The organism is Microcella alkaliphila (assembly GCF_002355395.1).
GTDB lineage: Bacteria > Actinomycetota > Actinomycetes > Actinomycetales > Microbacteriaceae > Microcella > Microcella alkaliphila_A.
On sequence record NZ_AP017315.1, the window covers coordinates 2,646,809 to 2,669,348 of the forward strand.

The 22,540-nt window shown below is 65.3% G+C and carries 20 protein-coding genes, 1 tRNA gene and 2 pseudogenes; 15 read left to right on the forward strand and 8 right to left on the reverse strand.

Going from position 1 to position 22,540, the window contains the following annotated elements; translation table 11 throughout:
* The first annotated feature begins 170 nt into the window (after positions 1 to 170).
* The 8 genes from CPY97_RS12915 (at position 171) to CPY97_RS12950 (ending at position 9,791) form a co-directional block, all read left to right on the forward strand.
* Positions 171 to 1,433 (forward strand): ABC transporter substrate-binding protein, encoded by a 1,263-nt coding sequence (locus tag CPY97_RS12915; RefSeq protein ID WP_161494140.1) that lies wholly within the window; start codon positions 171 to 173, stop codon positions 1,431 to 1,433.
* Between the two features lie 102 nt (positions 1,434 to 1,535).
* Complete coding sequence (locus tag CPY97_RS12920; RefSeq protein WP_096423178.1) at positions 1,536 to 2,414, forward strand: carbohydrate ABC transporter permease; 879 nt, start codon at positions 1,536 to 1,538, stop codon at positions 2,412 to 2,414.
* Positions 2,411 to 3,262, forward strand: a complete 852-nt coding sequence (locus CPY97_RS12925; RefSeq protein WP_161494141.1) for a carbohydrate ABC transporter permease — start codon at positions 2,411 to 2,413, stop codon at positions 3,260 to 3,262. Before CPY97_RS12920 ends, CPY97_RS12925 begins: the two co-directional genes overlap by 4 nt.
* Complete coding sequence (locus CPY97_RS12930; RefSeq protein ID WP_096423180.1) at positions 3,262 to 3,918, forward strand: hypothetical protein; 657 nt, start codon at positions 3,262 to 3,264, stop codon at positions 3,916 to 3,918. Before CPY97_RS12925 ends, CPY97_RS12930 begins: the two co-directional genes overlap by 1 nt.
* Before the next feature lie 254 nt (positions 3,919 to 4,172).
* Entirely contained in the window at positions 4,173 to 6,242 is a 2,070-nt protein-coding gene (locus CPY97_RS12935; RefSeq protein WP_161494142.1) for a beta-galactosidase trimerization domain-containing protein, read from the forward strand.
* A gap of 8 nt (positions 6,243 to 6,250) precedes the next feature.
* The gene (locus tag CPY97_RS12940) at positions 6,251 to 7,894 is read left to right on the forward strand and encodes a fucose isomerase (protein WP_096423182.1); all 1,644 of its coding nucleotides are present in this window, start codon (positions 6,251 to 6,253) and stop codon (positions 7,892 to 7,894) included.
* The gene (locus tag CPY97_RS12945) at positions 7,891 to 9,369 is read left to right on the forward strand and encodes an FGGY-family carbohydrate kinase (RefSeq protein ID WP_096423183.1); all 1,479 of its coding nucleotides are present in this window, start codon (positions 7,891 to 7,893) and stop codon (positions 9,367 to 9,369) included. Before CPY97_RS12940 ends, CPY97_RS12945 begins: the two co-directional genes overlap by 4 nt.
* Positions 9,366 to 9,791, forward strand: coding sequence for an RbsD/FucU family protein (locus CPY97_RS12950; protein ID WP_161494143.1), 426 nt, complete (start codon positions 9,366 to 9,368; stop codon positions 9,789 to 9,791). The genes CPY97_RS12945 and CPY97_RS12950 overlap by 4 nt, the downstream gene beginning before the upstream one ends.
* Before the next feature lie 43 nt (positions 9,792 to 9,834).
* Here CPY97_RS12950 and CPY97_RS12955 read toward each other — a convergent pair whose 3' ends face one another.
* Positions 9,835 to 10,023, reverse strand: a complete 189-nt coding sequence (locus tag CPY97_RS12955; RefSeq protein WP_231923960.1) for a hypothetical protein — start codon at positions 10,021 to 10,023, stop codon at positions 9,835 to 9,837.
* 65 nt (positions 10,024 to 10,088) lie between these two features.
* Complete coding sequence (locus CPY97_RS12960; RefSeq protein ID WP_150129278.1) at positions 10,089 to 11,054, reverse strand: IS3 family transposase; 966 nt, start codon at positions 11,052 to 11,054, stop codon at positions 10,089 to 10,091.
* A 123-nt stretch (positions 11,055 to 11,177) separates the two neighbouring features.
* Between CPY97_RS12960 and CPY97_RS12965 the strand changes: the two genes are divergently transcribed.
* Complete coding sequence (locus CPY97_RS12965; RefSeq protein WP_036284757.1) at positions 11,178 to 12,335, forward strand: IS30 family transposase; 1,158 nt, start codon at positions 11,178 to 11,180, stop codon at positions 12,333 to 12,335.
* A gap of 6 nt (positions 12,336 to 12,341) precedes the next feature.
* On the opposite strand, the pseudogene CPY97_RS12970 reads toward CPY97_RS12965, so the two are convergent.
* Positions 12,342 to 12,629: pseudogene (locus CPY97_RS12970) on the reverse strand (transposase); the annotation flags it as partial.
* Between CPY97_RS12970 and CPY97_RS13825 the strand changes: the two are divergent.
* From CPY97_RS13825 to CPY97_RS12990, 4 genes and pseudogenes are all read left to right on the forward strand, one after another.
* Positions 12,516 to 13,031 carry a helix-turn-helix domain-containing protein gene (locus tag CPY97_RS13825; RefSeq protein WP_150129279.1) on the forward strand — a complete coding sequence of 172 codons (516 nt, stop codon included), beginning with the start codon at positions 12,516 to 12,518 and terminating at the stop codon, positions 13,029 to 13,031. The pseudogene CPY97_RS12970 and the gene CPY97_RS13825 overlap by 114 nt on opposite strands.
* 117 nt (positions 13,032 to 13,148) lie before the next feature.
* Positions 13,149 to 13,361, forward strand: coding sequence for a helix-turn-helix domain-containing protein (locus CPY97_RS12980; RefSeq protein WP_096423188.1), 213 nt, complete (start codon positions 13,149 to 13,151; stop codon positions 13,359 to 13,361).
* A gap of 98 nt (positions 13,362 to 13,459) precedes the next feature.
* Positions 13,460 to 14,683 (forward strand): IS256 family transposase, encoded by a 1,224-nt coding sequence (locus CPY97_RS12985; protein WP_096420889.1) that lies wholly within the window; start codon positions 13,460 to 13,462, stop codon positions 14,681 to 14,683.
* A 58-nt stretch (positions 14,684 to 14,741) separates the two neighbouring features.
* Positions 14,742 to 15,776: pseudogene (locus tag CPY97_RS12990) on the forward strand (integrase core domain-containing protein); the annotation flags it as partial.
* Positions 15,777 to 15,810: 34 nt separating this feature from the next.
* On the opposite strand, the gene CPY97_RS12995 reads toward CPY97_RS12990, so the two are convergent.
* Positions 15,811 to 15,901, reverse strand: a tRNA-Ser gene (locus CPY97_RS12995).
* Positions 15,902 to 15,966: 65 nt separating this feature from the next.
* Between CPY97_RS12995 and CPY97_RS13000 the strand changes: the two genes are divergently transcribed.
* Positions 15,967 to 16,647 carry a GDSL-type esterase/lipase family protein gene (locus CPY97_RS13000; RefSeq protein ID WP_161494146.1) on the forward strand — a complete coding sequence of 227 codons (681 nt, stop codon included), beginning with the start codon at positions 15,967 to 15,969 and terminating at the stop codon, positions 16,645 to 16,647.
* A 10-nt stretch (positions 16,648 to 16,657) separates the two neighbouring features.
* Positions 16,658 to 18,004: a DNA repair protein RadA gene (gene radA / locus CPY97_RS13005; protein WP_096423191.1), complete on the forward strand. Its 1,347-nt coding sequence runs from the start codon at positions 16,658 to 16,660 to the stop codon at positions 18,002 to 18,004.
* Positions 18,005 to 18,014: 10 nt separating this feature from the next.
* Here the strand turns inward: radA and CPY97_RS13010 are convergent, their stop codons facing one another.
* The 4 genes from CPY97_RS13010 to CPY97_RS13025 all read right to left on the reverse strand — a co-directional run bounded on the left by CPY97_RS13010 (position 18,015) and on the right by CPY97_RS13025 (position 22,399).
* A complete protein-coding gene (locus tag CPY97_RS13010; RefSeq protein ID WP_231923961.1) occupies positions 18,015 to 18,485 on the reverse strand; it encodes an SseB family protein in 471 nt (156 codons plus the stop codon).
* Positions 18,486 to 18,540: 55 nt separating this feature from the next.
* Positions 18,541 to 19,209, reverse strand: a complete 669-nt coding sequence (locus CPY97_RS13015; protein ID WP_096423192.1) for a hypothetical protein — start codon at positions 19,207 to 19,209, stop codon at positions 18,541 to 18,543.
* Between the two features lie 80 nt (positions 19,210 to 19,289).
* Entirely contained in the window at positions 19,290 to 19,802 is a 513-nt protein-coding gene (locus tag CPY97_RS13020) for an amino-acid N-acetyltransferase (RefSeq protein ID WP_096423193.1), read from the reverse strand.
* A gap of 98 nt (positions 19,803 to 19,900) precedes the next feature.
* Positions 19,901 to 22,399, reverse strand: a complete 2,499-nt coding sequence (locus CPY97_RS13025; protein ID WP_096423194.1) for an ATP-dependent Clp protease ATP-binding subunit — start codon at positions 22,397 to 22,399, stop codon at positions 19,901 to 19,903.
* Positions 22,400 to 22,540 lie beyond the last annotated feature (141 nt).

Consider the following 22,540-nt stretch of genomic DNA (forward strand, 5'->3'; position numbering starts at 1 on the left):
TGAGCCTCTAGCCAGCAAAACACTGGGCGCGAGCTCCGGAAGAGATGCACTTGACGAAATCGATTTCTTCCGTTCTACTGGAGACAGCCGATTCTCAACGGAGAGGACTCCCCACCATGAAACACAGCAAGCGAACACGTGCCGTTCTCGCAGTGACTGCGGCGCTCTCCATGACGGCGCTCGCGGCCTGCGCTCCAGTGGCGGAGCCCGAGGGTCAAGAGCAAACCCTCAACATCGCATACTGGAACTACGGTCCGCCCGCCGAAGCCGGCAACGAAGCGATCGCGAACGGCTTCATGGAGGCGAACCCCGATGTCAAGGTGACGTTGACCCCTATCGCTGGCGACAACTGGGGCAGCTACTACGCGAACCTTGCTACCCTTATCGCGAGCGGCGAGCGGCCTGACCTCGCGTTCACGGCATCTGAGGGCATCAAGTTCCTCTCGGAGAACGGCCTAGTCGTCCCGATCAACGAGTACCTGGAGTCGGACCCGGATGCCGCCGCCATCCAAGACGACATCGCCTCCGAGCTGCTGGACTCCTTTGCCGTCGAAGGCAACATCACGGCGCTACCTAACGGCTGGAACAACATGGTCGTCTACTACAACACCGCGGTCTTCGACGCTGCCGGGCTTCCGTATCCGGAGAGCGACTGGACGTGGGAGGAGTTCCGCGAGACGGCGGCCGCCTTGTCTGCCGACACCAACGGCGACGGAGTCAACGACCAGTTCGGTTTCACCTGGGCCTCGAACGAAATTTTCCCCGGAATTCTGCCCTGGGTTGCCAACGCTGGTGGCAATCTCGTCAACGACGACGTCACGGAAGCGACCGCCAACAGCGCTCCGGTCGTCGAGGCGGTGAGCTTCCTCAAGGGACTCATCGACGATGGCATCGCACCGGCACCGAGCCCGATGGGAGACATCTTCACGGCCTTCCAGAATGGGAACGTGGCGATGTTCGGCGCAGGACGCTGGCCGAGCGCGACCTTCCTGCCGGCAGGCTTCACCGATTGGGACATCCAGATCTACCCGACCGGAGCGACCTACCAGACCGTCGCGGGAGCTAATGGGTACGCAATCCTGACTTCGGCTGCCAACCCTGACCTTGCCTGGGAGCTCCAGAAGTACACGGCAAGCGCAGAGATCCAAGATTCGCTGATCGGAACTCCCGAGGCTCCGCGCGACGCGATTCCGACGACCCGTTCGACGGCGCAGAAGACCGTGGACGCAGGAATCCCGCCGCAGAACGGAGCGCTCTTCTACGGTTCGGTCGACGACTACCCAGTGCTCTCGCCCTTCCCGGCACCCGCGCAGTATTCGGAGTACGAGGCCACGGTTCTGCGTTTCGTGCAGCTGATCTTTGCTGGCGAAGTTGCAGTCGAAGACGGGCTAGATCAGCTGCAGGCAGAGCTGACCGCTCTAATCAGCGGCTAACAGCTACACATCCGAATCCGAGCCGATGTTTCGGCTCCTTGATCGAGGGTGGCAGGCAGGCGGCAAGCCCCTGCCAGCCACCCTCGCGACGGTGAGGCTCTCATGACTCGACAACGCGACGGCCTCGCGGCGGCAGCATTCCTTGCCCCGTCTGCCGCCAGCTTCCTGATCTTCGTTCTGGCTCCGACTATCGGAGTCATCGCCCTCAGCTTCTTCAGCTGGAACCTTCTGAGCGACGGGCGGTTCATCGGCACCGAGAACTTCGAACGGATATTCACCGACAGACGACTGGCGGATGTCTATCGATCAACCACGTTCATGGCTTTGTCGATTCTGGCCGTCAACATCATCGTTGGCCTGCTTCTCGCCGTGCTGCTCGAGACGCGAATGCCTCGATGGCTCCGAGGGTTCTTTCGGCTCTCGTTTCTCTTCCCCTTCGTCGTCTCCTCATCGGCCGTCGCGCTCATATGGCGCTTCCTGTTCAACAAAGACTTAGGCCTCATCAACTACTGGCTTGGGCTCGTCGGACTCGACAGAGTCGACTGGCTCGGCTCCAGCGCGTGGGCGCCGATCGCTGTGATCATCGTGAGCTCGTGGAAGACCCTAGGGTTCTCGATCCTTGTGTACATCGCAGGCCTTCAGTCAATCCCCGCATCCCTGAAGGAAGCCGCAATCGTCGATGGCGCCAATGCCTGGCAGCGCTTTTGGCGGATCACCTTGCCACTGCTATCCCCGACCGTGTTTTTCCTTGTCGTGATCAACACCATCAACGCGTTCCAGATATTCGCCGAGCCCCGTGTGCTCACGCAGGGAGGCCCGGGAGACTCCAGTCGCACCGTCGTTCAGTACATCTACGACACGGCGTTCCAGAGCTTTGATCTCGGCTACGCCTCCACGATCAGCATCACGCTGATGCTGATCCTTATCCTGCTCACGCTGATTCAGTTCCGCGTCTCCCGGAGATGGACACACTACGAATGACGTCACCACTTTCCGCACGGGTTACCGGCGTCGGATCACGCATCCTCACCTTCGGCACCTTGACCATCGCTGCGATCGCGATCGCAGCTCCGTTCTTGTGGATCTTCCGGGCGGCGCTCTCCCCGAGTGACGCCGAGTTGTATCGACTACCGCCGACGCTCCTGCCGAGCGATCAGACGCTCGCGAACTTCGGCAAGGTGTTCGAGCAGGTTCCGTTCACCAACTTCGTGCTGAACTCACTGATCGTCGCCACGTCGATTACGGCCGCTCAACTCATCACCTGTTCGACAGCCGGCTACGCATTCGCCCGGCTCAACTTCCGGGGTAGAGGGGTGCTGTTCGCCATCGTCATCGGATCCCTGATGATTCCGATCCAAATCACGATCGTGCCGCTGTTCCTCGTGATGTCACGACTCGACCTGACCAACACCCTGTGGGCGCTGATCCTGCCACCCATCTTCAGCGCGTTCGGGATCTTCCTGATGCGACAACACTTCCTCAGCCTGCCGTACGAACTCGAAGAAGCAGCGCGAATCGACGGAGCCGGACACGCACGCATCTTCTTCCAGGTGATGTTGCCGCTGTCGGGACCCGCCCTTGCCACTCTCGGGATCATCACCTTTACGTACTGGTGGAACGACCTGCTTCTCCCGTTGGTCATGATCAACGACACCGCGACGCAGACACTCCCGGTCGGCCTCGTCCTTCTCGCTGGGCGTTTCTCGACGGGATCCCTCGGGACCATCGCAGCTGGGATCACCTTGGCAATCATCCCGGTACTTATCGTCTTCGTGATCGCCCAGAAGTGGATTGTCCAATCCATCGCGTCGAGCGGACTGAAGCTGTGATGAGCCTTTCCGCCGCCCACCGCACCGATGGTGGCATCCATCGGCTCATCGCCACGAGCCGCCAGGTGTGGCGGGAGCTTCCCGCCGCCTTGGCGATAGGCGTGATCACAATCGCGGGCACCATGCCGGTGGTCGGCTCAGTATTCGCAGGAGCACCCGCCTGGGTTCTCGGAGTCAGTACCCTCCCGTTCTTCCTGGTGTCGACCGGCATCGCGCACGTCGGTGTTCGAGTGAGCAGAGGGGAGCGCCCACGCGTCGAAAGCCTTGCCCAAGGCGACGTCGGTGTCGCGCTCATCCTCTCGGGCGCGATGACACTTTCGGCAGCCCTGATTCAGATCGACGGTGTGGCTCGCGGTGCGGGATTCGCACTCACCGCTCTGACCCTGTTCACCGCACCGATCATCGTCGGGTACGGGGCTATTCGAGACCGGCGGGGAATCTCGGCAATTCGAGGAGGACTCATTCTCACGGCGGCGAAGCCCCTTGAGGCGGTGACGCTGCTCTCCGTTGGGATACTCGTCAGTTTCGCCCTGATCGCCAGCGCCGGAGTGCTCGGCCTGGTCGCCCCCGTCTTCCTGGCGACCTTCATCGCTCACACAGTCGCAGGCATGCTGACGGAGCTCGACATCTATCCGACATCAGAGTCCGTGTCATGACCACGAAACAGACCCTCGGGGCACCGTCGCCCGCCGCAGAAAAATCGGCTCAGTCGGTGGGCACGGTGTCTCGAGATCTCAACGCCACCAGTCCTCATCAAGAAAGATGCCCCTCCATCGTGACAATCCCGCTCCCGCCCGTGACCGGCCCTGATACCGCGTGGTGGACCACGTCTCGTCGTCGAATCTTCCTTGATTCACACACTCCGGATTGGACTGACCCCCATCAGCGTGGCAACATCGGCGACCCGCACGTGACTCTCCTCTCAGGAGTTCAACCGGAACAGGACCTGGAGACTCTCGCGACCGCAGGCGTCGACTCGGTCGTGCTCTTCGCGAAATGTCAGTACGGCAACTCGTACTACCCCACCGCCGTCGGTCGAACACATGGTGCGCTCAACGGCCGCGATCTTTTCGGCGAACAGATCCAGGCAGCACACCGGCGCGGGATCCGGGTGATCGCGTACTTCTCCAACATGTGGGATACCGCTGCCGCGGGGGCGAACCCCGACTGGAGACTGGTGCCCTCGCCAGCACGGGGAAGCACGGGCCGCTGGCCGGCGTTGTGTCTCCTCAGTCCCTACCGAAGCCACGCACTGCGGCACGTGGCAGAAATCGCTGAACGCTACCCCATCGACGGCCTGTGGAGCGACATCCTTACGGCCGGCCCCTGCGTCTGCGAACGCTGCGAGAGCCTATTCCGTGACCGCTTCGGTCGCGCCATGCCGACGGATCGGCGCGATCCGAACTGGGCTGACCTCATTCACTTCACACAAGACATCATCAAGGGCTACTTGGCAGAGCAGCGCGACGTGTTGCGCAGCATCCGACCCCAGTGCGCCCTGATTCCGAACTTCTACGCGACAACGTTCGTCGATGCCGTCACCGGGTTGTCGACGAGTCACCTCGAGCTTGCCGATATCGGGTCGAGCGAGGGGTACACCGATTGGCACGGCCTCGGGTTCCCCAGTTTCGCCGCGCGATACATCTCCGCGGGCGTTAACGGTCGACCCAGTGAAGTGCTCGTGAGCCGCTTCGTGCACACCTGGGACTTCACCATGCGGTCAGAGGCACAGCTTCGCTTCGAGGCCTTCACCGTGGCCGCTCACGGCGTGACGGTTTCCGTCGACGATCAGCCATATGCAACCGGGGCCATCGAGTCCGAGGTCTACCGGCGCTTGACCACGGTGTTCCAGACCATCACGGAACGGGCGCCCTGGCTTGAGCAGGCCACCCCGGAACGCTACGTCGCTCTCTATGCCAGCCAGCGAGCGCGCGAGCTGGAGAGCATCCTCGGCGATGACGAGCGCCCACCCCTCGGAGAGCAATCGGCACAGTTTCCCCCGAGCGAACCGCGCACCGCCGCCAGCGATCTGGTCGCGGCCGTCACGGGAACGTATCGCTCTCTCGTCGAGGCGCATTTTCCCGTGGCCATCATGGATGAGCGCGCCGAGGCCCTGTCAAACCTGAAGGATTTCGCGGTGCTCGTCCTTCCCGACGTGCTCTCTCTCTCGCATTCCGAGATCACCGCGATCGACGCCTTCGTCCGCGCGGGCGGCGGCCTCGTGGTCACCGGAGAAGCAGGAACCCGTGACGCGCGGGGCCAGCAACAGGAGATGCATCCGACGCTGACGGAACTGCTCGGAGTTCGATTCGGCCCAGCGCTCGATGACCCGTACCCGTACATCCGACTGGAAGGGGAATGGGCGGAGAAACTCGGTTCGTGGCCGATTCCGCACTACGGCCGAATCCCTCAGTTGATCGATGTCGCACCAGATGTGACGACTCTCGCAACAAGAATCCGATCGGTGCTGACCACAGACGAGTCGACTTACTGGCACAACAACCAGCCGGCGCCGGGGGTCACCACACTCGAACCGATCATCGTCGAACGGTCGGTCGGCGCAGGGAAGGTCATCGTTTCCGCAGCACGTCTTGGCAACAACAAGGCGCGACAAGGCCACGGAACGTATCGAGAGCTGATCACCAGCCTTGTCCAGCGAGTGGCACCGAACCCTCCGACCATGGAGGTCGTCGGGGCCTTCCCCAACACGGAGGTCGTTGTCGCCCGTCAGCAAGATCGCCTGATCGTTCATCTCGTCACCGGGCACCCCGTCGTCGCGTTGGACGTCGCCGGGGCGGCACAGCCCGCCGCCATCGAAGAAGTCGCCCGCCTGTCGGAGTTCACGCTCCGTGTCGCTGGAGCGCTGTCAGCGGCCCGAGTCGTCGCGGGAGCGGAGCACAACCTACCCATCGACGACGGCCGTGTGACCCTCACGAATCTCACCGATTGGGAGACGCTCGTCTTCCGACTCAACAGCTAGGAATACCGATGCCGAACTACACCCTGCCTTCCGCGCCAGCACGTCCGAAACTCGAGCCCACGACCGCGTGGCTAGTTGCTAGCGGTGACCTCCGCGAGGCGCCGAACAAAGCCGGTTGGCCGATCCAGGCCGCGATGGAGGCCGAGCTGGCCCGCGTGTTCGCGGATTTGGGGTGGACCATCAAGCGAGCACACCCCGTCGATGCCGAGACCGGGCACGGCTTCATTTCCAGTCAACGCATGGGCCTCGAGGTGTTCCGGAACATCCCAGTCGATGCCCCCCTCGTCGTCGCGGAATCCGTCTGGCAGTACAGTCATCACCTTCTGGCGGGCCTCCGCACCCATCGAGGGCCGATCTTGACGGTGGCCAACTTTGAAGGCAGTGCGCCCGGTTTGGTTGGTCTTCTCGGGTTGAACGGTGGCTTGACGAAGATGGGCACCCCTTACTCAACGATTTGGAGTGTGGACTTCCGGGATCAGTGGTTCATCGAGGGAATCCGAAGCTGGATCGAGAGCGGCACGATCGAACACGACCAACGTCACGTCCGCGCACTCGACGCCCTTCCGGAGAACCACGAGGTCGCGCTCGGGCGGGCCCTCGCCGCGCAGTTGCAGGCAGACAAGGCCATCTTCGGCGTCTTCGACGAGGGTTGCATGGGTATGTACAACGCGATCATCGACGACGAACTGATGAATCCCCTCGGCATCTACAAGGAGCGACTGTCGCAATCTGCACTCTGGGCCGAGATGCTGACCGTCGATGAAGTCGAAGCGCGGGCGGTACTCGAGTGGCTACTGTCACGGGGCATGACCTTCCAGTTCGGCCGGGACGAGCACTCAGAACTGACAGAGCACCAGGTTCTCATGCAGGCGCGGATGTACATCTCGCTCTTGCGCATCGCTGATGATTTCGGGCTCGATGCCATCGGCATCCAGTACCAGCAGGGCCTCAAGGACATCTGCCCAGCATCCGACCTCGCGGAAGGTCTCATCAACAATGGCGACCGGCCCCCGGTGACCAGCCGCGACGGGTCTCGGGTGCTGTGGGAAGGCCTCCCGGTGCCTCTCGCGAATGAGGCCGACGAAGGGGTCGCGATCGACGCCCTCGTCACGCATCGAATCTGGCAAGCAATGGGTCTGGATTCTGCCAACACACTCCACGACGTACGGTGGGGCGAAGATTACGAGGGCCAATTCGTCTGGGTTTTCGAGATCTCCGGTTCGGTTCCCCCGTCGCACTTTGCTGATGGCTACGCAGGGGCAACGGGATGGCGCCAGAACCCGATGTACTTCCCGCTTGGCGGCTCAACGATCAAGGGCGTCTCCAAGGCCGGTGAGATCGTATGGTCCCGCGTCTATATCAAGGGTGGCAGCCTTCACGTCGACATCGGCCGCGGGTCCGCGATCGACCTCCCCGCCGAGGAGACGGAGCGGCGGTGGCAGGCAACGAATCCGGAATGGCCCATCATGCACGCCGTCCTGCACGGTGTCAGCCGCAACCAGTTCATGGCGCGCCACAAGGCGAACCACGTCCAGGTCGCCTACGCACCATCGGCCGAGGTTGCCGACAGGGCACTGGCCGCCAAGGCGGCAATGTTCGATGCTCTCGGAGTGGCCGTGCACCTGATTGGTGACGCTCAGATCGTGCGATGAGCGTCTTCCTCGGTGTCGATATCGGCACGTCGTCAACCAAGGGCGTGCTGGTTCACGCGGACGGCACGATCATCGGGCAGGCCGTTCGCCACCATCGACCAACGCGGCCGCATCCGGGCCATGTAGAGATGGCCATGGAGCTGTGGTGGGAGGAGTTCATTTCCCTCGCACGCGAGTTGGGGGATGGCCACTCGGTCAGCGCTGTGGGTGTGAGCGGAATGGGTCCATGCGTCGGCCTCGCTGATCACGATGGCATCCCGACACGACCCGCGATCCTCTACGGGGTCGATACCCGGTCTACCCCTCAGGTTGATCGGCTGACCGGCGAACTGGGTGCTGACGCTCTCCTTGCACGGTGTGGATCAGTCCTCTCCAGTCAAGCGGCTGGCCCGAAGATCCAGTGGGTTGCGGAGAACGAACCGGACGTGTTTGCCCGCTCCACACGGTTCTTCATGCCCGCGTCTTGGCTGGCCTGGAATCTGACGGGTGCGTACGTACTCGATCACCAATCGGCCAGTCAGTGCACACCGCTGTACGACATAGAGAGCCACGAGTGGTTCGATTCGTGGGCCTTGCCCATTACTCGACACCTTGAACTTCCACATCTAGTGTGGGCACACTCCGTGATCGGAGCAGTGACGGAGGACGCCGCGCTCGCGACAGGACTGCCTGCGGGCATTCCCGTCATCGCCGGCACGATCGATGCGTGGACCGAAGCGGTCAGTGTCAACGGGCACGGCATCGGCGACCTCATGCTCATGTACGGAACAACGATGTTCCTCATCAACACGGTGCCGCAGCCCGTGCGGGTTCCGACCCTCTGGGGCACCGTCGGAGCATTCCCTGGCACCCACTGTCTCGCGGGAGGAATGGCAACCTCTGGTGCCGTCATGGAGTGGGTTCGCGAGGTGACTGGCGGGAGCAACCACGAAACCCTCATGCGAGAAGCCGGGACCTCGGGGCATGGCGCTCGCGGCCTGCTCATGCTTCCCTACTTCGCCGGTGAACGAACCCCCATCTCCGACCCGGATGCACGAGGAGTCATCATCGGTCTCACGACAGAGCACTCTCCGGCTGATCTCTATCGAGCAGGCCTGGAGGCCACGGCATTCGGAGTCCGACACAACATCGACACCATGCGGGCGGCCGGCGGCGACATTCGGCGGCTTGTCGCGGTGGGCGGAGGAACTCAGGGGGACCTCTGGATGCAGATCGTCTCTGACGTGACCGGCCTGCGGCAAGATGTTCCCGCAGTGACGGTTGGTGCCAGCTTCGGCGCCGCCTACCTCGCAGCGCGCGCTGTCACGAGCGTCAGCATCGACGAGTGGAACCCCGTGCTCCGAACCGTCGAGCCCGACAGTTCGACGCGAGACTTCTACGACCAGCGATTCGCTCTCTACCGAGAGCTCTACTCCGCCACGGCACCGATCGTGCACGCTCTCGCTCAATCTCCACGGAGGGAGCCGAAAACGTGACTCTCAAGAACGTCCACCCGCTGTTGTCAGGGGAACTCCTGCTGGCGTTGGATCATCTCGGCCACGGTGACGCCCTGGTGGTCGTTGACCGGAACTACCCGGCCTACACGAGCGGCGCCCCTGTCGTGAGACTCGATTCCCATTCACGCGAGGCGGCAGAAGCGATCTTGAGCGTTTTCCCTCTCGACGCGACCGGAGTCCCGATGCTCGTGATGGAGGCACCATCACAACCGGATCGAAGTGCCCCCACCATGCGTGACGTCGGAGCGATCGCTCGCCGGATCGAGGGACGGGACATCGAAATCGTGCAACTCGAGCGTCACGCGTTCTACGACCGCGCACAGTCCGCTCGGCTCGTCATCCTGACGCGGGAATCCGAACCTTACAGCGACCTGATCTGGATCAAGGGGGTTGTCGCCTGACGCGACCACGCCGGAGCTGATTGAAAAATGGCAGAAACGCGCGTCACTGGGCACCGCGGTTCTGGCGGCGCACCGGTTTGGGCGCGCGGCGGCCGAGGAACGACCTCCGCGGGCCGATCACGAAACCCTGTCGCAGCGCCTGACGGCCGATGAGCATCCGGAAGACCATCGCATCGCGGTTGCTGAGCGTCATCTCGGCCGTGATGGTGCGGCCGATTAGGGTGGCCTCCATAAGCACGCCTTTGCGCTCCTCTGCGTGACTCGACAAGCTGAACCGTACTCGGTTCTTTGCCGCTCCTATGCGGGCGTCAACACCGGGTGGTGCGACGCGTCGAGGTCAGCGTAGTAGTCGGCCTCGAACTCTTCAGGGGGCACGTTGCCGAGGGTCGAGTGCAGGCGCCTCGCGTTGAACCACTCGACCCATGCCGCGGTCGTCCATTCGACATCATCGATCGTGCGCAGCGGTCCGGTTCGGAACGGTGATCCGTCACGGATGGCCTCGTTCTTGAACAGCCCGATCGCGGACTCAGCCAGCGCATTGTCGTAGGCGTCGCCGACGGAGCCGATTGAGGCGGCGATGCCTTCCAGGCCCCAAGTTTCGGCGAAGGAGACACTGGTGAATTGCGATCCGGCGTCGCTGTGATGCACCAGCCCGTCGCCAACGTGGTGCCCGGCGCGGTCGCGTCGCCACAACGCCATCCGCAACGCGGTGGTCACCAGCGGCGTCGTCTTGGTGGTCGCGGCATGCCAGCCCACGATTGCGCGGGAGAAGCAGTCGACAACGAACGCGACATATACAAACCCTGCCCACGTGCGCACATAGGTGAAGTCCGCAAACCACCGCGTATTCGGGGCAGAGGCGGTGAAGTCGCGATCCAGCAAGTCCGGAGCGCGGGTCGCCGCGGGATCCGGCACCGTTGTCCGCACGCCCCTGCCGCGCACCAGCCCTCTGATGCCCAACTTGCGCATCACCCGATCGACGCGCCTGCTGGAGGCGGCGATCCCTCGTCGGCGCAGCAGCGCGGTCATCTTCCGCCGCCCATAAAGCGACTCCGGCGTCGCCTCACCCTTGTCGTCCACGCGGGCGGCGCGGATTGCCTCGATCAGGTGGGCGTCGTCGATATCTCGCTGACTGGGCTGGGCACGCTTCCAGCCCCGATAGGTGCGCTCGGCGACCGGCACGCCCTGCTCACGCAGAACCTTGCAGATCGACCCGACCGAGCGGCCAAGACTGCGCTGCTCCTCGATGAAGGCGAGGATCAGCGGCGTCGGGGGTCGAGTTCCCCGGCGAAGAAAACCGCTGCATCGCGAAGGATCGGCGGATTCAACCGGTCAGCGCAATGAGTGCTGTGAGATGAAGCAGACGCTGATCTCGGGAGGCATTCGTTGCAGGGCAAGCATGGTCATCTCAGTCGTGAGCAGAAGCAGCTCGCGCTCCGTCTCCACTCGAAGGGGTGGCGGCTCATCGATATCGCCCGCGAGATCGGCTGCACGGCCCCGATGGTCGGCCGCATGGCGCGGGAAGGGCGTCACCTCGACGGGAAGCCGTTCGGCTGGGAGCCGCGCGAGGGGCATCTGACGGTCTTCGATCGTGAGGAGATCCTGGTTGGTCTCGCGCGCGGTGACACGTTGACCGCGATCGCGCTCGCCCTGGGACGGGCGGTGTCGACGGTCAGCCGCGAGGTCAAGCGCGGCGGCGGGCGGGAGGGGTACTCGGCGTGGCGGGCGCATGAGGACGCGCGAGAGCAGGCCCGCCGACCGAAGCCGTTCAAGCTTGACGGTGGACGGCTGCTCGAGGTTGTCGCGACGCAGCTGGAGCAACTGTGGTCTCCGCAGGAGATCGCCGCCCGCCTACGGTTGGAGCATCCCGACGACCCGGAGATGCACGTGAGTCACGAGACGATCTACCAGTCCCTGTTCGTGCAGGGACGCGGGCAGTTGCGCCGCGAGCTTGCCCGCTGCCTGCGGTCAGGGCGTGCGGCACGGAAGTCGCGGACCGCGACGGACCGGCGAGGCCGGCTGCCAGGGATGGTGATGATCAGCGAGCGCCCCGCGGAGGTCGAAGACCGCGCCGTGCCGGGGCATTGGGAAGGCGACTTGATCCTCGGTGAGAACAGTCGCAGCGCCGTGGGAACCCTCGTTGAACGCAGCACCCGCCTCACACTTCTGCTGCACCTGCCCGACGGGAAGAGCGCCGACAAGGTGGAGGCCGCAATGCGCGAGGCGATCACCGCGTTGCCGGCGTCGCTGGCGCGGACGATCACCTGGGATCAGGGCGCCGAGATGGCCAAGCATTCCGAGTTCACGACAGCGACCGGCATCCCGATCTACTTCTGCGACCCGCACTCCCCGTGGCAGCGCGGAAGCAACGAGAACACCAACGGACTGCTACGCCAGTACCTGCCGAAGAGCACCGATCTGAGCATCGTCACCCGCGCTGAGCTGACCGCGATCCAGGACTCGCTCAACGGACGACCACGCAAAACGCTCGGCTATCTGACACCATCGGAGAAGTTCACAGAACTCGTTGCGACCACCGGTTGAATCCGCCATCTCGTTCGCACGCCGCAACTCGCGGACTTCCTGCTCAAGCTCCCGCACTCGTCGGGCGTCGGTGGTGCTCACCCCGGCGACGTGGCCGTCGTCGATGTCGGCCTGCTTGACCCACGTGCGCACGGACTCGACTCCGTACCCGAGCTGCGACGCGACTCTCTGCACCGTCCCATGCTCGGTCCCCAACTCGGTCCGCAAAGTCCGCACCATCCGGACCGCTGCCGCCTTCTCTTCCGGCGAATACCGACGTGCAGTCGGCTTCCCAGCTCCCTGATTCGACACCATGACTCCATCCTCGTTTCCAAGGTCAGGAGTCTCCAACAAACTCAGGGCGCTTCATACGGCCTCTCACCCAGCCGCGTCAGCCGCATCATGGCCCGCTGGCGGCGCGACGGCGAAGCCGGACTCGAACCGCGATCGCGCCGCCCGAAAACATCCCCGAACGCCACCCCGACCTCAACGATCGAGCTGATCACGAACCTACGGGCGAACCTACACACCCAAGGCCTCGACCACGGCCCAACCACGATCGCCTGGCACCTGCAACACCACAACAACATCACCGTCTCCCGCGCCACCATCGCCCGCAACCTCAAACGGGAGGGCCTGGTGATCCGCGAACTAGTCATCGACCTCGAACGGAACTACCAGCCCCACAGAAATGCAAAAAGCCGAACCCAAAAATAGGTTCGGCTGTTGCAGATGTCGTGAGACATCACAATGGCGGTGACGGTGGTGTCTAGTTTCAGGACATAGGAAACCCGTGTCTCACGACATAGGAAACTTCCCGGCACGCTCAAACACGTGTCGAAGGCCCGCCTGATCATCACCGCCGTCACCATCCAGGGCCTGTCGCAGGCCGAGGCAGCACGCCGCTACAACGCCTCACCCGGATGGGTCTCCAAACTCATCGCCCGCTGGCGCACCGAAGGAGACAAAGCGCTCGAGCCCCGATCCCGGAAACCCCGCACCACCCCGAATGCGATCGACCCGGTGGCGTCCCCTGTGGTGGTGTAGTTTCCCGGCTCGAGTGTCACGTTGAGAACGTGGTGAGCCATCGTGCGATGGTCAGTGAGTACCGATCAAAGTCACTCACAGGAAGACACAAACGCACGATGGCTCTTAACCAGTCTGCCCTCCTCGAGCTCCTCGGGGAACTGAAACTCACCGATGTCACCGACCGGATCCGGGTCGCGACCGAGACGCTCTACCAGGAGCTGATCGACGCCGAGGCTGCCGCGTTCATCGGCGCTGCCCCCTACGAACGTTCGGAGGGTCGGGTCGCGGTCCGCAACGGGACCCGACCCCGCACCCTTTCGACCACGGCCGGGGATCTCGATCTGCGGATCCCGAAGCTGCGCGCGGGGTCGTTCTTCCCGTCGCTGCTGGAACGCCGCCGCCGGGTCGACCAAGCCCTGTTTGCGGTCGTGATGGAGGCGTACGTCCACGGTGTCTCGACTCGCAAGGTCGACGACCTCGTCAAAGCGCTCGGCGCCGACACCGGGATCTCCAAGTCCGAGGTGTCGCGGATCTGCGCCAACCTGGACGAGGATGTCGCCGCGTTCCGAGACCGCCCGCTCGCCGACACCACGTACCCGTACGTGTTCCTCGACGCGACCTACTGCAAAGCGAGGGTCGGCCGGCGTGTCGTCTCTCAAGCCGTCGTCGTCGCCATCGGCGTCGCCGCGGACGGGCGCAGGGAAGTGCTGGGCTTCGAGGTCGGCGACACCGAGTCGCAGCCGTTCTGGACGACGTTTCTCCGCTCCCTCAAGGCCCGCGGCCTCGACGGGGTCAAGCTGGTCATCAGCGACGCCCATACCGGACTGATCGCTGCGATTGAGACGGTGTTCCAAGGCTCCGGCTGGCAGAGATGCAGGGTGCATTTCATGCGGAACGTGCTCTCCCAGGTCCCGAAGACCGCCGGCCCGATGGTCGCGTCGATCATCCGCACCATCTTCGCCCAACCCGACACAGAGCACGTCTTCGCGCAGTTCCACGAAGTCACCCGGATGCTCACCCGCTCGCACCCGAAGATCGCGGACATGCTCGAAGAGGCGAAGAACGACATCCTCGCGTTCTGCGGATTCCCGCAGCAGCACTGGCGGCAGATCTGGTCCACGAACCCGCTCGAGCGGGTGAACAAGGAGATCAAGCGCCGCACCGATGTCGTCGGCACGTTCCCGAACCCGGCGGCGCTGCTGCGCCTCGCCGGACACGTCCTCATCGAGCAACACGACGAATGGGACGGGGCCGACCGCCGTTACTTCAGCGAGCACTCCATGAAGCTCCTCAACGTCGAAAAAGAGGAGGTCGCGATCCCCGAACTCGCTGCGGCATAATCACAGAAGCTGATCCCGCACGTTGTTGAGAAACTCCACCACTCAAAGGGACGTCACCATCGACCCTGCCACGGTCGAGCTGATCGTGCGACTGCGCCGCGAGCTGACCGCACGCGGCCTCGATGCCGGCGCCCACACCATCCGCTGGCACCTCGAACACCACCACGGCCTCACCGTGTCACCGGCGACGATCTGGCGCACCCTGAACCGCGAAGGACTCATCACCCCCGAACCGAAGAAACGCCCGAAGTCCTCCTACATCCGCTTTGAAGCATCCCTACCCAACGAGTGCTGGCAGTCCGACTTCACCCACTACCGCCTCGCAGACGGATCCGACGCGCAAATCCTGAGCTGGCTGGACGACTGCACCCGCTACGCGATCTCTCTCACCGCCCACGTCGCGGTCACCACCCCGATCGTCGTCACCACCTTCCGCCACGCATGCCAAAAACATGGAGAACCCGCCTCAACACTGACCGATAACGGCATGGTCTTCACCGTCAAACACTCCGGATGGGGACGCCGCGGCGGCCGCAACGCCTTCGAAACAGAACTCCGCACCCGCAACATCGTGCAAAAGAACGGCTCCCCCTCTCACCCGCAAACCCAAGGCAAGGTCGAACGGTTCCAGCAGACGATGAAGAACTGGCTCCGCGCGAAACAGACACAACCCGAAACAACCGAGGAACTGCAGCAGCTACTCGACGAGTTCGCCACCGAATACAACCAGCACCGCCCCCACCGATCCCTGCCACACCACGCAACCCCCGCCGCCCGCTACCAAGCACTGCCCAAAGCCACCCCCACCGTCGGCAGCAGAGAACGCGACAACCACACCCGAATCCGGCACGACAAAGTCGACAAAACCGGCTGCATCACCCTGCGCATCGCAAGCCGCATGCACCACATCGGAATCAGCCGAACCCACGCAGGAACCCACGTCCTGGTGCTCGTCAACGACCTCGACGTCACCATCATCAACGCCGCCACCGGCGAACTGCTCCGAGAACTCACCATCGACACCAGCCGCGACTATCAACCCACCGGCCGACCCAAAGGCCCCCAGAAACGCAGAAAACCCCCGAACCAATAGGTTCGAGGGTTTCCTATGTCCTGAGACAGGACAATGGCGGTGACGGTGGGATTTGAACCCACGGTAGGGGGTTACCCTACACAACTTTTCGAGAGTTGCACCTTCGGCCGCTCGGACACGTCACCGCGCACGAGTGTAGTACAGCCGCGCGGCCCGGTCGAAACGGGGCGACGCGGCTACGATTCCGAGCGTGACCTGGAGCCCGCGCACCCCGTTCGTGCGCCGTCGCCTCGATGAGTGGCGCCGGCGGGCCGACGAGGCGGGCGAGCTGCTCTACGTCGCGCTTGGCGACTCGGCCGCCCTGGGCGTGGGAGTGCGCGACCTCGACGCCAGCTACGTCGGGCTCGCCGCCCACCGGCTGCAGCGCCTGTCGTTCCGAACGGTCCGCGTCGTGAACCTCGCCCGCTACGGCGCTCGCGCCGACGACGTGCTTGACCGGCAACTCGACGCGCTCAGCGACGTCGAACGCGTGGCCGGCCGCCCCGCCGACATGGTCACGCTCGATGTCGGCGGCAACGACGCGGGCCGCACGCCCGCCGACGAGGCGGATGCGCGCATCCATGAGATCGTTCGCCGACTGCCCGCGCACGCGATCGTCGCCGACGTTCCCTGCTTCCATTTCGGCGAGCGCGAATGGGATGCCCGTCGCCTGTCGCGCACGATCACCGACGCCGCTCACGCGGCCGGCCTCGCGCTCGCGCCGCTGCATCGCGTGACCGAGCTGCGGCGCGGCTGGGGCTCGTTTCCCGACTTCGCGTGGGACCAGTTCCATCCGAGCCGCCGCGGCTACCGCGTGTGGGATTCGGCCTTCGCCGGAGCGGTGGGGCGTCGCGCGCGCGAGCTTCGCGCCGATGTCGGCGGTTCCGCTTAGCCTTATCGCCATGGCCCGCACGACCGCGAACTTCCGCTGCATCGAGTGCGGGTGGACGACCCTCAAGTGGGCCGGCCGCTGCGGCGAGTGCCAACAGTGGGGCACCGTCGTCGAGGCGGATGCCCCCTCCCGGCAGACAGCGCCCGCCCGCGTTCCCGAGGCGCGCGCCGCCCGCCCCATCACCGAGGTCGAACAGGGCGAGCAGAGCCACACGCCCACGACGATCGGCGAGTTCGACCGCGTGCTCGGCGGCGGCGTCGTGCCGGGGGCCGCCATCCTGCTGTCGGGCGAGCCGGGCGTGGGCAAGTCGACGCTGCTGCTCGAGGTTGCCGCCCGCGCGGCGCGCTCGGGCCAGCGGGTGCTCTACGTCAGCGCCGAAGAGTCGGTCGCCCAGGTGCGCCTGCGCGCCGGTCGCACCGGTGCGCTCAGCGACAACCTGTACCTCGCGAGTGAGACCGACCTCGCCACAATCCTCGGCCAACTCGACGAGGTGCGGCCGAGCCTGCTCATCGTCGACTCCGTGCAGACCGTCGCCTCATCGCTGATCGACGGGCTGGCCGGCGGGGTCGCGCAGGTGCGCGAGGTCGCGGCCACGCTCATCCGTATCGCGAAAGAGCGCGCGCTACCGGTACTGCTCGTCGGGCACGTCACGAAAGACGGCACGATCGCCGGCCCTCGCATGTTGGAGCACCTCGTCGACGTCGTCTGCCAGTTCGAGGGCGACCGGCAGACATCCCTGCGTTTCGTGCGGGCGCTGAAGAACCGCTTCGGCCCCACCGACGAGGTCGGCTGCTTCGAGATGACCGGCGACGGCATCGCCGAGGTCGCCGACCCGAGCGAGTTGTTCCGCTCGCACGCGACTACCCCGGTCAGCGGAACCTGCGTCGCGATCGCGCTCGAGGGCCGCCGTGCGCTGCCCGTCGAAGTGCAGGCGCTCGTCGTCGCGAGCTCGGCGCCGCAGCCGCGGCGCGTCGTCAACGGCGTCGACTCCTCACGTGTCGCGATGCTGCTCGCCGTGCTCGAGCGGCGCTGCGGCATCGCGTTGTCGAGCTACGACGTGTACGTGTCCACGGTCGGCGGCATCCGCCTCACCGAGCCCGGCGCCGACCTCGCCATCGCGCTCGCGATCGCCAGTGCTCGGCGCGACAAGGCCCTCGACTCGCGCCTCGCCGCCGTCGGCGAGATCAGCCTCGCCGGCGAGATCCGCGGCGTCACGTCAGCCCCGCAGCGCGCCGCCGAAGCGAAGCGCCTCGGCTACACGACCCTCATCGACTCGGGCGCCGTGCACCTGCGCGAGGCGGTCCGGGCCGCGTTCGCGACGGCCCGCGACGAGAAGGTCGACATCCCCGAGTTCTAGGCGTTGCTGCCTAGACCTCGAGTTGAAGCGCCGCGAGCACCTCGCGCGGGTCGGCCTGCATCGAGTGGGGGCCCGCCACGTCGAACACGACCGCCTCGAGGTTGTCAACGTTCTGCTCGAGGAAGTCGCGCAGCGTCGGGCCGTCGTACGCCAAAAAACGGTGCGACGGCTCCTGCGGCACCATGTCGACGTAGCGCTCCGGGCTCGAAAACAGCAGCAGCATGAACTTCTCGGCGTCCTCCGCACGGAAGACGCGAATCTGCTCGGGCCCACTGCCGGGCAAGAGCGGCACGATGCAGTAGTCGTTGCGCAGGGCGAACGCCACGGCAGCCGTGTCTTGCCGCTCGAGCGCCGCGGCCAACTGCTGGTCTTCGGCCACCCTGTGCGGCGGCATGCCGCGCTTCATCTTCGGCGCCGACACGCCCCCCGGGCGGCCGCTCGGCCGCCCGCCCGACTTCTTGCTCGACTTCTTCTTCGGCATCGCCTCAAGCCTACGCGGGAGACGCCACAGCCCGCCCCGATCGGGATGCTCGGGCTCAGTTCAGCAGGAACGGCCGGTCTCCGTCGCCCGCGAACTCGCCCACCGACACGCTCAGCCGGTACGTCGCCCCACCCCCGGGAACGGGCGTGCGCTGCACGTCGCACACTCCGGGCTCGCTGCGGGTACGGTTCCACGGAATCGCCGGAGTCGATCGCTCCTCACCCGGCTCGAGCACGACCGTGGCGGCGACGGGGTCGACCTGGCAGTCACGCGACGACCAGATGCGGTCGGGCCCCGAGGTGATCAAGAGTTCTTGAACGTCACTGCCAACCTCCATGACGCAGGGCCGCGACCCGAGGTTGGTCAGGCTCAGTGACAACTGCGGCTGCGATTCGGGCCCGTAGCTCTCGGCGTCGGTGATGGGCGTCACCTGCACCTGCTCGCTCGTGCAGGCCTGCGGTGCGCCGCCACCCTCTGCGGCGGCGTCCTCAGCCGCGGCGTCGAGGTCGCTCTGCTCGTCGTCGGCCTCAGACCCGTCGACCTCGGCGCTGTCGCTCGCCGTCGGCGCGGGCTCGCCCGACCCGGTCGGCTCGGCCGTTCCCGGTCGCACCACGATGAGGATGATGACGACGATGACCGCGATGAGGCCGAGCCCGACCACCGCGCGCCGCCGCCAGTAGACGCTGGGCGGCTGCGGTCCGACGGGGTGTCGCAGGCTCGACATGGGGCGAGAGTAACCCCGCACCACCGCGACAGGGCGTCACACGCGCCGCGAACGCCGTGACTCTCAGCGGCGAAGCGCCTCTACAGCGCCTTCAGCATGCGCGTGTTGCCGAGGGTGTTGGGCTTCACCCGCGACAGGTCGAGGAACTCAGCGACACCCTCGTCGGGCGAGCGCAGCAGCTCGATGTACACCTCGGGGTCGACGACGAGCTGCTCGTCGATGGGCGCAAACCCGTGCCGCTCGAAGAATGCCACCTCAAACGTGAGGCAGAACAGCCGGTGCAGCCCGAGCGCCCGCGCCTCACCCTCGAGGTAGTTGAGCATGGCGTGGCCGACGCCACGCCCCAGCCAGTCCGACCGCACGGCAAGCGTGCGCACCTCGCCCAGGTCTTCCCACATGACGTGCAGGGCACCGCAGCCGATCACCTCGCCGGCGTCGTCGACGGCGACGGCGAACTCCTGCAGCGACTCGAACAACACGACGAGTTCCTTGCCGAGCAGGATCCGCTGCTGCACGAGCGGTTCGACGAGTTCCTTGATCGCCCGCACGTCACCCGTGCGCGCCCGCCGCACCTCAAACCCCTGCCCCGTCATGGAAACCAGCCTAGGGGCGTGGGCGCACCGCAACGAAAACCGGCCCCGTGCATCCCCCATTCGGATGCGCGGGGCCGGTAATCGTGGGCCCGGTCGCGTCAGTCGGCGGCCGGCAGCTCGGGGGCTGCGGCGGCGGGGCCGGCCTCAACGGCGGCCAGCTCGCGCTGGGTCGTCGTGATGACGAACTCGCCGCCGACGTAGTCGACCGCCACGTGGTCGCCCGCGGTGAGGCGACCGTGCAAGATCTCTTCCGACAGCTTGTCTTCGACCTCGGCCTGCACGGCGCGGCGCAGGGGGCGGGCTCCGAGGGTCGGGTCCCAGCCCACCTTGATGAGCTGCTCCTTCGCGGCCTGCGACACCTCGATCGTCATGTCGCGGTCCATGAGGCGCTCACGCAGACGCTTGATGAACAGGTCAACGATCTGCAGCAGCTCCTCCTGGTTCAGCTGCGGGAAGACGATCGTGTCGTCGACGCGGTTCAGGAACTCGGGCTTGAAGTGCTTCTTCAGCTCTTCGACGACCTTGGCGCGCATGGCGGTGTAGGTCGCCTCGGTGTTGCCCTCGATCGTGAAGCCGACGGGGCCGCCGGTGATGTCCTTCGTGCCGAGGTTCGTCGTCATGATGATGACCGTGTTCTTGAAGTCGACGACGCGGCCCTGACCGTCGGTCAGGCGACCCTCTTCCAGCACCTGCAGCAGCGAGTTGAAGATGTCGGGGTGCGCCTTCTCGATCTCGTCGAACAGCACGACGCTGAACGGCTTGCGGCGCACCTTCTCGGTGAGCTGGCCGCCCTCTTCGAAGCCGACGAAGCCGGGAGGGGCTCCGAACAGGCGCGACACGGTGTGCTTCTCGCCGTACTCGCTCATGTCGAGCGAGATCAGCGCGTCCTCGTCGTCGAACAGGAACTCGGCGAGCGCCTTGGCGAGCTCGGTCTTTCCGACGCCGGTGGGGCCGGCGAAGATGAACGAGCCGCTGGGGCGCTTCGGGTCTTTCAGGCCCGCGCGGGTGCGGCGGATCGTCTTCGCGAGCGCCGAGATGGCCTCGTTCTGGCCGATGACGCGCTGGTGCAGGGCCTGCTCCATGAAGATGAGCCGGCTCGACTCCTCCTCGGTGAGCTTGAACACGGGGATTCCCGTGGCCTGCGCGAGCACCTCGGCGATGACGCCCTCGTCGACGGTTCCGCCCGCGGCGACCTCGCCGGCGCGCCACTGCTTCTCGAGACGCAGCCGCTCGCCGAGCAGCTTCTTCTCTTCGTCGCGCAGGGATGCGGCCTTCTCGAAGTCTTGGCCCTCGATGGCCTCCTCCTTCTGCGTGCGCACGGCGGCGATCTTCTCGTCGAACGCGCGCAGCTCGGGCGGGGCCGACAGGATCGACAGGCGCAGGCGTGCGCCGGCCTCGTCGATCAGGTCGATGGCCTTGTCGGGCAGGAAGCGGTCTTGCACGTAGCGGTCGGCGAGGTTTACGGCGGCGACGACCGCGCCGTCGGTGATCGACACCTTGTGGAAGGCCTCGTACTTGTCGCGCAGGCCCTTCAGGATGTTGATGGCGTGCGGGATCGCGGGCTCGTTGACCATGACGGGCTGGAAGCGGCGCTCGAGCGCGGCATCCTTCTCGAAGTGCTTGCGGTACTCATCCAGCGTGGTCGCGCCGATCGTCTGCAGCTCGCCGCGGGCGAGCAGCGGCTTCAGGATGCTCGCGGCATCGATCGCGCCCTCGGCGGCACCCGCCCCCACGAGGGTGTGGATCTCGTCGATGAAGACGATGATGTCGCCGCGCGTGCGGATCTCTTTCGTGACCTTCTTGAGGCGCTCTTCGAAGTCGCCGCGGTAGCGGCTGCCGGCGATCAGCGAGCCGAGGTCGAGCGAGTACAGCTGCTTGTCTTTCAGCGTCTCGGGCACCTCGCCCTTGACGATCGCCTGGGCGAGGCCCTCGACGACGGCGGTCTTGCCGACGCCGGGCTCGCCGATCAGCACGGGGTTGTTCTTGGAGCGGCGCGAGAGGATCTGCATGACCCGCTCCGCCTCCTTCTCGCGGCCGATGACCGGGTCGAGCTTGCCCTCGCGCGCAGCGGCGGTGAGGTTGCGGCCGAACTGGTCGAGCACCTGCGAACCCTTGTCGCTGGACGTCGACTCGCCGCCGACGGCGACGGCCTCCTTGCCCTGGTAGCCGGAGAGCAGCTGGATGACCTGCTGGCGCACCTTGTTCAGGTCGGCGCCGAGCTTGACGAGCACCTGCGCGGCTACGCCCTCACCCTCGCGAATGAGCCCGAGCAGGATGTGCTCGGTGCCGATGTAGTTGTGGCCGAGCTGCAGGGCTTCGCGAAGCGAGAGCTCAAGCACCTTCTTGGCGCGCGGCGTGAACGGGATGTGCCCGGTCGGCTGCTGCTGCCCCTGGCCGATGATGTCTTGCACCTGCTCGCGCACGGAGTCGAGCGAGATGTTGAGCGACTCGAGCGCCTTGGCGGCGACGCCCTCACCCTCGTGGATCAGCCCGAGCAGAATGTGCTCGGTGCCGATGTAGTTGTGGTTGAGCATCTTGGCCTCTTCTTGGGCCAGCACGACAACCCGACGGGCTCGGTCGGTAAAGCGTTCAAACATGTCGTCACTCCTTGCGAAGGCGTAATGGGGAGCCTTCGGTACATCGAGGGTAACCACGGCGGGTGCCGCATTCTGCCCCTGTTCGCCGTGGGCGTGACGGGGTTCGGCGCCCTCACAGAAACCCCTTGACGGGATGCACGC

Coding starts and splice junctions, on each gene's coding strand:
- CPY97_RS12920 (WP_096423178.1), top strand. CDS start 1,536: ATGACTCGACAACGCGACGGCCTCGCGGCGGCAGCATTCCTTGCCCCG.
- CPY97_RS13025 (WP_096423194.1), bottom strand. CDS start 22,399: ATGTTTGAACGCTTTACCGACCGAGCCCGTCGGGTTGTCGTGCTGGCC.
- CPY97_RS12955 (WP_231923960.1), bottom strand. CDS start 10,023: ATGGAGGCCACCCTAATCGGCCGCACCATCACGGCCGAGATGACGCTC.
- CPY97_RS12915 (WP_161494140.1), top strand. CDS start 171: ATGACGGCGCTCGCGGCCTGCGCTCCAGTGGCGGAGCCCGAGGGTCAA.
- CPY97_RS12930 (WP_096423180.1), top strand. CDS start 3,262: ATGAGCCTTTCCGCCGCCCACCGCACCGATGGTGGCATCCATCGGCTC.
- CPY97_RS13015 (WP_096423192.1), bottom strand. CDS start 19,209: ATGTCGAGCCTGCGACACCCCGTCGGACCGCAGCCGCCCAGCGTCTAC.
- CPY97_RS12945 (WP_096423183.1), top strand. CDS start 7,891: ATGAGCGTCTTCCTCGGTGTCGATATCGGCACGTCGTCAACCAAGGGC.
- CPY97_RS12925 (WP_161494141.1), top strand. CDS start 2,411: ATGACGTCACCACTTTCCGCACGGGTTACCGGCGTCGGATCACGCATC.
- CPY97_RS13020 (WP_096423193.1), bottom strand. CDS start 19,802: ATGACGGGGCAGGGGTTTGAGGTGCGGCGGGCGCGCACGGGTGACGTG.
- CPY97_RS12940 (WP_096423182.1), top strand. CDS start 6,251: ATGCCGAACTACACCCTGCCTTCCGCGCCAGCACGTCCGAAACTCGAG.
- CPY97_RS13825 (WP_150129279.1), top strand. CDS start 12,516: ATGCTCGGTCCCCAACTCGGTCCGCAAAGTCCGCACCATCCGGACCGC.
- CPY97_RS12985 (WP_096420889.1), top strand. CDS start 13,460: ATGGCTCTTAACCAGTCTGCCCTCCTCGAGCTCCTCGGGGAACTGAAA.
- CPY97_RS13010 (WP_231923961.1), bottom strand. CDS start 18,485: ATGCCGAAGAAGAAGTCGAGCAAGAAGTCGGGCGGGCGGCCGAGCGGC.
- radA (WP_096423191.1), top strand. CDS start 16,658: ATGGCCCGCACGACCGCGAACTTCCGCTGCATCGAGTGCGGGTGGACG.